The 9273-nt window shown below is 60.8% G+C and carries 13 protein-coding genes, 1 tRNA gene and 1 pseudogene; 10 read left to right on the top strand and 5 right to left on the bottom strand.

What is annotated here, in order from left to right:
* Positions 1-237 precede the first annotated feature (237 nt).
* Entirely contained in the window at positions 238-438 is a 201-nt protein-coding gene (locus tag M2281_RS28680) for a hypothetical protein (protein ID WP_280824616.1), read from the top strand.
* Between the two features lie 1186 nt (positions 439-1624).
* Entirely contained in the window at positions 1625-2245 is a 621-nt protein-coding gene (locus tag M2281_RS28675; protein ID WP_280824615.1) for a MarC family protein, read from the top strand.
* A gap of 194 nt (positions 2246-2439) precedes the next feature.
* Here the strand turns inward: M2281_RS28675 and M2281_RS29175 are convergent.
* The 5 genes and pseudogenes from M2281_RS29175 to M2281_RS28655 all read right to left on the bottom strand — a co-directional run.
* Positions 2440-2620: pseudogene (locus tag M2281_RS29175) on the bottom strand (nitroreductase); the annotation flags it as partial.
* 91 nt (positions 2621-2711) lie between these two features.
* A complete protein-coding gene (locus M2281_RS29335; RefSeq protein ID WP_425537826.1) occupies positions 2712-2852 on the bottom strand; it encodes a hypothetical protein in 141 nt (46 codons plus the stop codon).
* Positions 2853-3068: 216 nt separating this feature from the next.
* A tRNA-Ser gene (locus M2281_RS28665) sits at positions 3069-3158 on the bottom strand.
* A 73-nt stretch (positions 3159-3231) separates the two neighbouring features.
* Positions 3232-4398 (bottom strand): site-specific integrase, encoded by a 1167-nt coding sequence (locus M2281_RS28660; RefSeq protein ID WP_280824614.1) that lies wholly within the window; start codon positions 4396-4398, stop codon positions 3232-3234.
* The gene (locus tag M2281_RS28655) at positions 4395-4847 is read right to left on the bottom strand and encodes a hypothetical protein (protein ID WP_280824613.1); all 453 of its coding nucleotides are present in this window, start codon (positions 4845-4847) and stop codon (positions 4395-4397) included. The genes M2281_RS28660 and M2281_RS28655 overlap by 4 nt, the downstream gene beginning before the upstream one ends.
* A 327-nt stretch (positions 4848-5174) precedes the next feature.
* On the opposite strand from M2281_RS28655, the gene M2281_RS28650 reads away from it, so the two are divergent.
* From M2281_RS28650 to M2281_RS28615, 8 genes are all read left to right on the top strand, one after another.
* The gene (locus tag M2281_RS28650; protein WP_280824612.1) at positions 5175-5504 is read left to right on the top strand and encodes a hypothetical protein; all 330 of its coding nucleotides are present in this window, start codon (positions 5175-5177) and stop codon (positions 5502-5504) included.
* Positions 5497-5907, top strand: a complete 411-nt coding sequence (locus M2281_RS28645) for a hypothetical protein (RefSeq protein WP_280824611.1) — start codon at positions 5497-5499, stop codon at positions 5905-5907. Before M2281_RS28650 ends, M2281_RS28645 begins: the two co-directional genes overlap by 8 nt.
* On the top strand, positions 5904-6224 hold the full coding sequence (locus tag M2281_RS28640) for a twin-arginine translocation signal domain-containing protein (RefSeq protein ID WP_280824610.1): 321 nt from the start codon (positions 5904-5906) through the stop codon (positions 6222-6224). Before M2281_RS28645 ends, M2281_RS28640 begins: the two co-directional genes overlap by 4 nt.
* A gap of 112 nt (positions 6225-6336) precedes the next feature.
* Complete coding sequence (locus tag M2281_RS28635; protein WP_280824609.1) at positions 6337-6981, top strand: DUF1376 domain-containing protein; 645 nt, start codon at positions 6337-6339, stop codon at positions 6979-6981.
* On the top strand, positions 6978-7262 hold the full coding sequence (locus tag M2281_RS28630; RefSeq protein WP_280824608.1) for a helix-turn-helix domain-containing protein: 285 nt from the start codon (positions 6978-6980) through the stop codon (positions 7260-7262). Before M2281_RS28635 ends, M2281_RS28630 begins: the two co-directional genes overlap by 4 nt.
* 100 nt (positions 7263-7362) lie before the next feature.
* Complete coding sequence (locus M2281_RS28625) at positions 7363-8301, top strand: hypothetical protein (RefSeq protein ID WP_280824607.1); 939 nt, start codon at positions 7363-7365, stop codon at positions 8299-8301.
* Positions 8302-8581: 280 nt separating this feature from the next.
* Entirely contained in the window at positions 8582-9037 is a 456-nt protein-coding gene (locus tag M2281_RS28620) for a hypothetical protein (protein WP_280824606.1), read from the top strand.
* Complete coding sequence (locus M2281_RS28615) at positions 9037-9267, top strand: hypothetical protein (RefSeq protein WP_280824605.1); 231 nt, start codon at positions 9037-9039, stop codon at positions 9265-9267. The genes M2281_RS28620 and M2281_RS28615 overlap by 1 nt, the downstream gene beginning before the upstream one ends.
* Positions 9268-9273: the final 6 nt, after the last annotated feature.

Raw genomic sequence — 9273 nt, 5'->3', positions numbered from 1 at the left:
GATCCTTTGTGCGCATCGTTAGAGCCTGGAGCTTGCTATCCGGGGCACTTTTCTGCGCTTGACAGTTCCCGCCCCAAAAGAGAAGCCCGCCGCCTCGGGTAAGACGACGGGCCAGTGTTTGGCGAGAAAATGGCCTGAACCGCTAGGAGCGGCCGACCTTACCGGACGCGCTTAATATCCCCGACGATATCCTGGATAGCAGGGGCCGTAATAGGGGTTGCAGTAAGGACGCGGATATTGGCCGAACCCAAAGAAGCCGCCGCCTCCTACACCGCCGCCACCTATGCCGCTGCCGCCGGCGCTGTTGCCGCCCGTGCTGCTGCCGCCCATGCCTCCGCCCGTGCTGCCGCCGCCGCCCATGCCGCCGCCGTGTCCGCCGCCACCGCCACCGCCGCGGACGAGCTGCATGCCGCCAGGATCATCGTTTTGCTTGTGTAGAAGGACGCCGTGTATGCCGCTGTTCACCGGTTGTGCCGGAAGAGCCCTGAAAGCCACGCCTATTGCGTTCACGGTCGGGACAATCTCGGGAATGGAGCTGGGAAAGGTCGCGGCAAACGCAGCACCGTGGAGCGACGCTCCAATGCTCATCAATCCCGAACATGCGAGTGTTGAAAGATAGCGTTTCATTGTCTTCCCCAAGGGAAATCGTCCGTGGATCCCAATGCCCGCTGATCGCAGGGGGAGGATTGACCTTGATGCGATGATCGTCGGGGTTGGGTCTCTACCGGACCTCCTAGACAAACGCATCGCCAACGAGAAAATTCCCGGAGATTGGACATTTCTAAAGGCACGCCTTGGAGGTGCCGTCCGGCCCGCGCCATCGAGGGACAAAAGTGCCCACCGCCTCGGGCGAGACGACGGGCCTATCGCTAAACGGCACGGGCCGTAATCATTGCGCCAGGATCCTGAAGCGAAAGGCGAATTCAGGATAATTGCTGCGCCGCCAGCAGGTGCCGCCGTGTTTTAATGGAGATTGCGACCGTGTGCGTGGGGACGATCTGCAGCATTCACGTTAGGGTGAGTCGAGCGGGGGTGCGTGATGCCGTGGGTTCGTTTGTATGTCCTGCCGTGTGTCCTACCACCTGCCGTGCGACCATTATGGTGATTGGTGGGGGCGGTGATCCCGGTTGCACCGCCAACTCCCGTCGTCAACGTAAGAACCATGAGGCCCATGGAAAGCGAGAAAAGCAACGTGCGCATGGTCGTCACCTCCTTAGCCTTTGTTTCGCAAAATGCGCCTGCCGAAGGATGCGCCACTCAAGAATGCCCGCCATCTGCGGACGACGGGCCAGGCGCCGACGGCTCATCCGCAGGTTAGCCGCCAGCATCCAGTGGCGATATGGCACGCCATTGCTGAGGTTCCAGGGGCATTCCGAAAATGTGAGCCCGCTAAGCTCTGGACGCGCGCATCGATAAGGGCATTTTACCAAGCAGAGCATCGTAGCCTGGGGAGCCTGCCGCCTCGGGTGAGATGACGGGCGCGATTCTTGGCTGATCTGGTGCGTCGCGCCCTCGGCAGCCGTTCTGTCGCACGACCCGACAAGCCATGTCTCGTCCCTTTGATATCAACGTTTTTTGGATTCCGTGTTCGATGGCCAGATCCACTTGGAAATGAGGGCGCCCGATGGAAGATCATCTGCAAGCCATCGTCACCCTCTTCTCGCTGGTCAATCCCATGGTCTGCGCGATGATGTTCACTGGCCTGACTGCCGGGCGGACGGGGGCGCAGCGCGTTTCGGATGCGACAAGGGCGATCCTTACCATCGCCGTGGTCCTGACCATCGCGGCGCTTGCGGGCGCTCGCATACTCGACATCTTCGGAATCCCGCTGGATGTGTTTTCCGTGGCTGGCGGGATCGTCCTGTCCTTCATCGGTTTCACCATGCTGTCCGGATCCAGGTCGGACAACGCGCCCGATCCCGCAACTCAGAATCCCGATCCATCTGCTGCGGGTGCGGCGCTGGCACCGATGATCCTGTTCGCGGCCAGCCCCGGCACCATCACCGGGGTCATCACCATCGCGGCGGCGCATTCGCGCAGAGGCATCCCTCTTCCAGCGCTAACTGGCATATGCGTGGTCTTGGCCATCACCTGGGTACTGCTGCTGCTTGTTGCACGCAGATCGAAAAGCCCCAAAGGGCCAAGTCTGGCTCACGATATGGTCACCCGATACATGGGCTTGATCGTGATAGCGATGGGGATCAAGTTTGCCCTGACCGGATACAAGGCATTCATGACTGGTTGAGGCCAGCCATCGACAGAGCCAATCTGTCCGACCAGCGGCATGGCTCGAACCGTCTCCATTTCGAAGCTCAAGGCGACTTACCGATCTGAGACGCGCTCGTCTGTCGTGCCAATATCAGCGGGCCGCTTGCTGCCGTGAGCAGATGCACCGAACTATCCAATGAAACCGGACAATGGTCGATCAGAGGGTTGCGGCTAACCACCGACGAACGTGACCGTCTCCTCGATCGGGGCGCGGCCCGTACGGGCGTAACTCACCGTGGGGTCCTCGTACCTGATCGACATGCCGCAGAAGAGGTTGAGCCCGTCCGAGGTGACAGGACCTCCGCGACGTCTCGCGAACCTGCGACCACGCCATCTGCGGGCACGTGCGCAAGGTGCGCATCAGCGGGCAGCCAATCAATGCGACCACCGGGGCGCATCTGTGAGCCGAGCGCTTCGAAAGCGCGCTCGACGATATTTTCGAGCTACACGATCAGGTCACCGAGGCCGTCGTCGGCGCGATCGCCGCGCAGCTCGAGCGGGCCGAAATCGAGCGCGCGAAACGCAAGCCAACCGAAAGCCTCGACGCCTACGACTACTATTTGCGCGGCGTGGCGTACATCCATCTGGGATCCAGGGAGTCGATCGACGTAGCGCTCGGTCAGTTCAACCCTGCGCTCATGCGCGACCCAAATTTCGCGTGGCGCGGAAGAAGGCAAGAGCCAAGTCCACTGCGACGGATAGGGCATTTTTGCTTTACTGCACCACCACGTTACGCCACATGGGCACCACAGGCCCCATCTCATAAAAGTGCATAAAAATCAATTTCTTACAGACAAATTTGGCGGAGGGAGTGGGATTCGAACCCACGGTGACATCACTGCCACGCCGGTTTTCAAGACCGGTGCCTTAAACCGCTCGGCCATCCCTCCAACTAGTTGTATTCTAAGCGCTTTTTGACTTTTCGCCGGTTAGTCGAAATGCCGTTTGCTACGCACTTTGCAACTATTTGGTTTTCTGACTTGCGCTTATAGCGGCCTGCAACGCGGCGTCAACTTGTTCTGCAGCATCTGCCTGCATTCCCGGCATAACATGCGAATATAGGTCAAGCGTGATCCCGATCGACGAGTGCCCCAGCCTCTCGCTAGCCACTTTCGGATGCACGCCGGCTGCCAGCATCTGGCTTGCATGTGTGTGGCGCAAATCGTGGTAGCGGATGCGCGGGAGATCTGTCTTCGCCAACAGCCGCACCCATTCGTGAGTGAGCGACCGCGGCTGCAATGCGCTGCCATCGACCTGGGCCACGACGAAGCTATCTCGATCGGGACGGATGCCAAGCCTGAGCTGCTCCTCCGCCTGCCGCGCCCTATGCGCCTTCAGTTCGGCCACTGCGGTTGAGGACAGGGCAACAGTGCGCGCCCTCCCCGACTTCGGCTCCTTGTAGCGAACCCCATCCTTTGTCTGTTCGGCACTCTCTACGATCGCCAGCGACTTGCCGTCGAGATCGACGTTGCGCCACCGCAGCGCCAGCACCTCGCCACGGCGCAGCCCGCACATTACGGCAAGCACCACGGGGATGAACATTCGTGTTGGCCGGAAGGCTTCCAGGAGCGCTGCCGTCTGCCCGGCGTCATAGGCGAGCATCTTCTGGCGCTCGACCTTCGGCGGTGTCGTCGCAGAAGCTGGATTGCGGGATAACCTTTCCCACGTCACAGCCTGCCCCAGCGCCTTGATAAGCACTCGGCGCATGTGGTGGACCGTACGGGGCGAAAGACCGCCCTTCCCGTCCCTGCGGCCCTCTGTGAGCGCTTTTGAAAATGCGCCGTCGATCCTGTCCGTCTTCAGCTTTGATAGGATGACTTCGCCAATCAGGGGCGCGATGCTCTTCCGACAGATTTCGGCATAGCGTTCGTGAGTCTTGGGCGCCACGGTCGGCTTGATGAAGGTCAGCCACTCGTCCAGAAACTCGCCCACCGTCTGCTTGCTCGGCTCGACGTAGTTGCCTTCTTTAAGGGTGGTTATCAGCTTGGCGCACTCTGCTTGCGCCTGCCTCTTGGTGCCGGTGAAACTGTGCCATTTCCGCTTTTTCTTGCCTGTCTTCGGATCTGGCTCGCCAACGTCAAGGACGATGGCCCATTTGCCGGGGCTGCGTTCGCGGAGATGGCCTTTCATCGCTGGTCTCCATTAAGCTGACTTAAGGCATAGGCCAGTTCGGCTTTGATTTCGTCATCAGCGAGTTCGGCGAGAGCGAGTGAGGCGTCGAACGATTCGCCTGACCTGTAGGACAGCAGCGTCCGAAACAGCAAAAGCGTCCCCAAGATCAAGCGCGCGCGATCCCCATCTTGTTCCATCTCGCGCATCACTGATGAGCGCTCGTCGGCGGAAGCCTCCGGCTTCGCCATGTCCATCAGCGCTAAATACTCCCGGTCGGTGAAAGTCCGAACCAAGTGCCAGATACCAGGAACCGCTTTGTCGGCGGCCAACCCTAATTGACACAACCGCCGTATCGCTTCTGCGCGGGTTCCGATTCGGTTGGAAAACCGCCATTCGTCGACGGCCGAAAGCTCGGAGTCCGACATCATGAATGGAATGCGGTTTTGTCTCGGTTCGTCAGCTTTCATCCCGCGACTATACAAAATCGGCACAAAAGGCACAAGTGGCCATTGACACAGTCCAAAGCATAGTTAACAGTCAAAAACGGCACAAGTAGCGCCGATAACTACCCTGAAAGGACTACGTATGACGCTGAATGATGCACTATCCCGGCCGACCATTTCGGTCCCCGATGCCGGCAGGCTGTTCTTCGGGCTCGCCCGAAACGCAGCCTACGATGCTGCCAAGCGTGGCGACATTCCAACCATCAGAATCGGAGGCAAGATCATGGTCCCGATCGCGCCGCTGGCGGAGAGGCTTGGTTTGCGGGCAAACATCGGGAGAGCCGCATAGCCATGGCTAAGCCCGACCGGAGGATATTCCTCGAAAAATCGCCCTATGAGGCAGATGCGGGCACTCTCATAGGGCGCGATCCTCGCGAAATTCCACTGGCGGAAATTCGCCTGCTGGAACATGCGGAGAGCCCGATCAAGGCAATCCGCGCCAAGTGCATCGACTGCTCCGGCGCCAACGTTGCCGAAGCTCGCAAGTGCGTGACGGTAAATTGCCCGCTCTGGCCGTTTCGAATGGGCGTCAACCCATTCCATGCGTCCAGCGCATCGGCCAAGCGCGAAGTGGCGAATTTCGCCAGCCCCAACGAAACGGGTGGCATCCGCGATGTCTGATGCCATCCAGAAACAGAAAGGCCCGGCATCGGCGGCAACCGATCCGGACCGTGGTTCCAGCAAACCCTTGGGGGATAAGCAAATGAACGTGCAGACCAATACCACAGCCGCACCGGCGGCGCCAGACTTCCCAATCCCGTACTGCATGCAGGGGCCACTCGACGACCTCCGCGATGCGCTCGCTCTCCTTTCCTTGTTCGACCGCTTCCTCGACGAGGGCTGGCAGAAAGGCATCACCAAGGAAGCCGTCGCCGCCCTCTCCGTCGCCTTCAGCAAAGCGACTGACAACGTCAAATTGGTCACCGCCTTCCTCCACGCAGATGACCGGGACGGAACGCTTGATCTCTATCGCCGTGTCCGCCGCGAGCAGATCAGCAAGTGCTATGAGAGGGGGATGGCATGAGCATCACCCGCCGCCTGTTCCTCCGTCACACCGCCGCTGTCGGCGCCACAGTGGCTATTCCGCTGCCGGTGGCCGCCGAACCTCAACCCACGATGACGCCTGACGAGCAAGTCCGATGGCACCTCAACGAGGCTCACCGCCTCATGGAGCAGATCACCGGTCACCATTACGACGCTGCGATCGAAGAGGATTTCAACTTCGCGCTGCTCATTCAGCGGGACAAGCCAAGCAAGTGGCATGCGGCACCTAGCTCCGACGGTAGGAGCGAAACCGTGTTCTGCACCTATCCGCTACCCAGAGGCGGAGGCCGGTCATGAGGCTGATCCGCTCCATCCTGGCGCTGTACCACGCCAAGCGCGCCCTCGACCTTCTTCGCCGCGGCAATGCCCATGCCGATCATGCCGGGGCCCTGATGCGGAGAGCTGGCAGATGACAGATCTTGCGTGGATGAAAACCTATATCGGAACAGAGACGGCCCTCACGGGCCATCTCACCGCCGAGGAGTTCGGAGCCTATGAGCGTTTGCGTCGCCACTACTGGCAGCATGGCGGGCTGCCCGACGACGACGGCCGGCTGATGCGCATAACTGGCGTTGATGTCGATCGGTGGGATGAGGTGCGATCAGCCATCTGCAGCCTTTTCGAGGACGGATGGCGTTTGCCCCGCCTCGACCAGGAGCGGGAATCCGCGGCCGACAAGCGAGTGAAGGCGATCGAGAAAAGCCAACGGGCAGCACAGGCCAGATGGGGCAAAAATGCTCGGGGCAATGCTCCAAGCAATGCTTGCGGGATGCAACAAGGAATGCATGAAGCAATGCTTGAGCAATGCCCATCAGCATCAGCATCAGATGAAGAACGCTATGAGGAAGGGTTAGCGCCTGCGCGTGCACACGCGCGAGAAGTCGGTACCGACACTGAGCAGCCGATTGAGCCATTTCCGACAACGGATGAAGCAGAGGCGTTCCTTCGCCGGAAGGGCGTTCCCGACATGGAGATGCCGCCGCTCGTGGTGAAGTTGCAGGCGTGGCGGCTTTATCTCAGTGAGTTGGACAAATTCGGGAGGCAGGCGGCATGACCGACGCCGACGATCTCGGCCCTCTCAAGGAGAACATCGCCGCGACCCGTGCGTATTTGGCGAGCTTGGAGGCGCAACTCGCCGCCAAGCTGAACGCGGCCGTGCCTGAGCCGAGCGATGACCTTGGGCCATGGCTGACTGCACAGCGCGCTGCGGGGCTGGTAGGCGTCGATGAGTCAACCCTCCGGCGCTGGGCGCGCCAGCACAAGATCGGGCGCTACAAAGGCGGTCGCCACGAGATTTCGAAGCACCTCCTGGACAAGCTAATGGGCTGGAAATAATGCCCGTTTTACCCGTTTAAGGGCGCCCGTTTTGCCCGTTTAAAGGGCTCAAAAGTGGCCGCGTGCGCGCGTATCTTTCTTGTCAGAAAGGATCGCTGGCATGGATGTGCTCGACAAAGTTATCAACCTGATCGCCAAACCGAAATCATCGGTGGCCGAGCTTGAGGCTGCATTAAGCCGTTTCAATATCGATGAGCTGGAATCTGCTGCGGACAAGCTGGAGGCGGACCGCCGCCGCATCCTCCTCAATGGCAGCGACAGGGAATTGGAGGATATCGAGAGCAAGATCACGGGGGCAAACAGGAAGATCGAGCGTGCCCTGGCGGCCAAAGACGAACTTGAAAAGCGGCTGCGCGAAGCTGCGGCTGCCGAGGCGGACAGCGTAAGGCTCGCCCGATATCGAGCGGCGAAGAAGGCGGGCGAACTCGCCGCGGCCAGGGCTGCCGATGAATATCCGAGGCACGCGGCGGCCATCGTCGAACTCATCCGCGCGCTGGCTGAGGCCACGGCTGCGGTTGAACTTGCCAATGGCGATCTGCCTGCGGGCCAAGATCCGTTGCCCGATCCCGAGTTTGCAGCGCGTGGCAAGGCCGGTCTGCCGCAGAAGATCGTGAGCGAAGAAGAGGTGGATCGCTGGTACAATATCAACCAGTGCGGCATCGCGCCCGAGGCGCTGTGGTCAAAGCTCGACCGGATGGATCATGGCCGGACGGGCGTCGTCAATGATGCCGGCTTCGGATGCGTCTTCGAGAAGCGGCGTTTCATCAGGCGCGAGTACCTCGAGGCGGAAATGATGGTCCGCCCAGATCGCCTGGCTGGGATCAACCTGCCTGGCTTTGCTGGCGACGATGGTCCGATCTGGCGAGCTGTCACACCCTCCAATGACGTTCGCACCATTCTTGCCCGTCTGTCCGCAGTCGCCCAGCACATTCCGGTATCGCGTGAGGATCGGCGAGAAGTGCGCGTCGAATTCATCCCGGTCGAGGACGAGGTAGTTGATGCCCCTGTTCCGGGCGATGTTGAGGAGCAGGCCGCATGACGTCGGCAGGGCTCGTTCACAGTTTGAATTGCCGCAGGGGTGTGTCTCCTGGCTCGTGCGGCAATGCCGGCGGAACACGCGCTATGGCTTTGGCGCCCGCCGGCGATCTTTCCGGCCCGACTGCGGGTCCTTCCGAGCCAAAAACCAATGCGGGTGGGGCGGCAGCGCGACGCTTTTCTAGAGACAGAAACCGCCAGGGGGGTTCCGCCGCCACATTGTTCGAGCCGACGACAAAGAGGCAGTCCATAGGCATCCCCGAGATCAACGGAGAGGTCCCCCAATGACGATGCCAAGCTCATTCCCTTCGCACTGGCGCGCGGCGGTCCAACACCGCGATCTATCCGGCTTTGCAGAGCGCGAGGACCTAATCGCGTTCTTCGACGCAACCAGCAATTACGAAGGCTTCATGGCCCTTACCGAAGAGCAGCGGGCCAATGTTGTTGAACTACGCTCGGAGCCGTCGGGCGCGTGCCTGGAAGCCACCATGCGGCGACACCAAAAACTCGCCCAAGAGGAACGCTTGGACAACGCCAGGCGCACGCAGCCTTCCCCCAGAAACGAAAGCCGCCGCACCGAAGAAAAGGAACCGGCCGTTCCGGCAGCATTGGCAGGCCCAGCCATCGCAGAGCCACCGAGCGCTGGCACGGCCAGCGCCGATAAGGCCAACAGTTGGGACAAGGTAATCGAGCGCGTCAACAAGCGGTTTGGGCTTGAGGCAGGCAAGGGGGCGATCTGATGCCGATCGACGTCGAGTTCAATGAGTGGGTGGTGTTCTTCCGTCTCTTCGCAGTGAGGGAGACCGATTGCGAGGCTCGGATCGAGGCGAGGGAAAGACTTGCGGCACGCCGGCCGGATGAGTTTGCGGCCGCGCAAGGGATGGGCCCGATGGGGCGAGCCGAGGAGCGCGCATGGGCTCGCTGGCGGCGCCCGTTGTCAGGCACCAACGTCGCGCCAACGATGCAGTAGGAGGGC

Source organism: Pseudaminobacter soli (ex Li et al. 2025), assembly GCF_029892515.1.
Lineage (GTDB): Bacteria > Pseudomonadota > Alphaproteobacteria > Rhizobiales > Rhizobiaceae > Pseudaminobacter > Pseudaminobacter soli_A.
The sequence above is the reverse complement of the archived record's forward strand: the minus strand, read 5'-3'. Positions and strand labels throughout refer to the sequence as shown.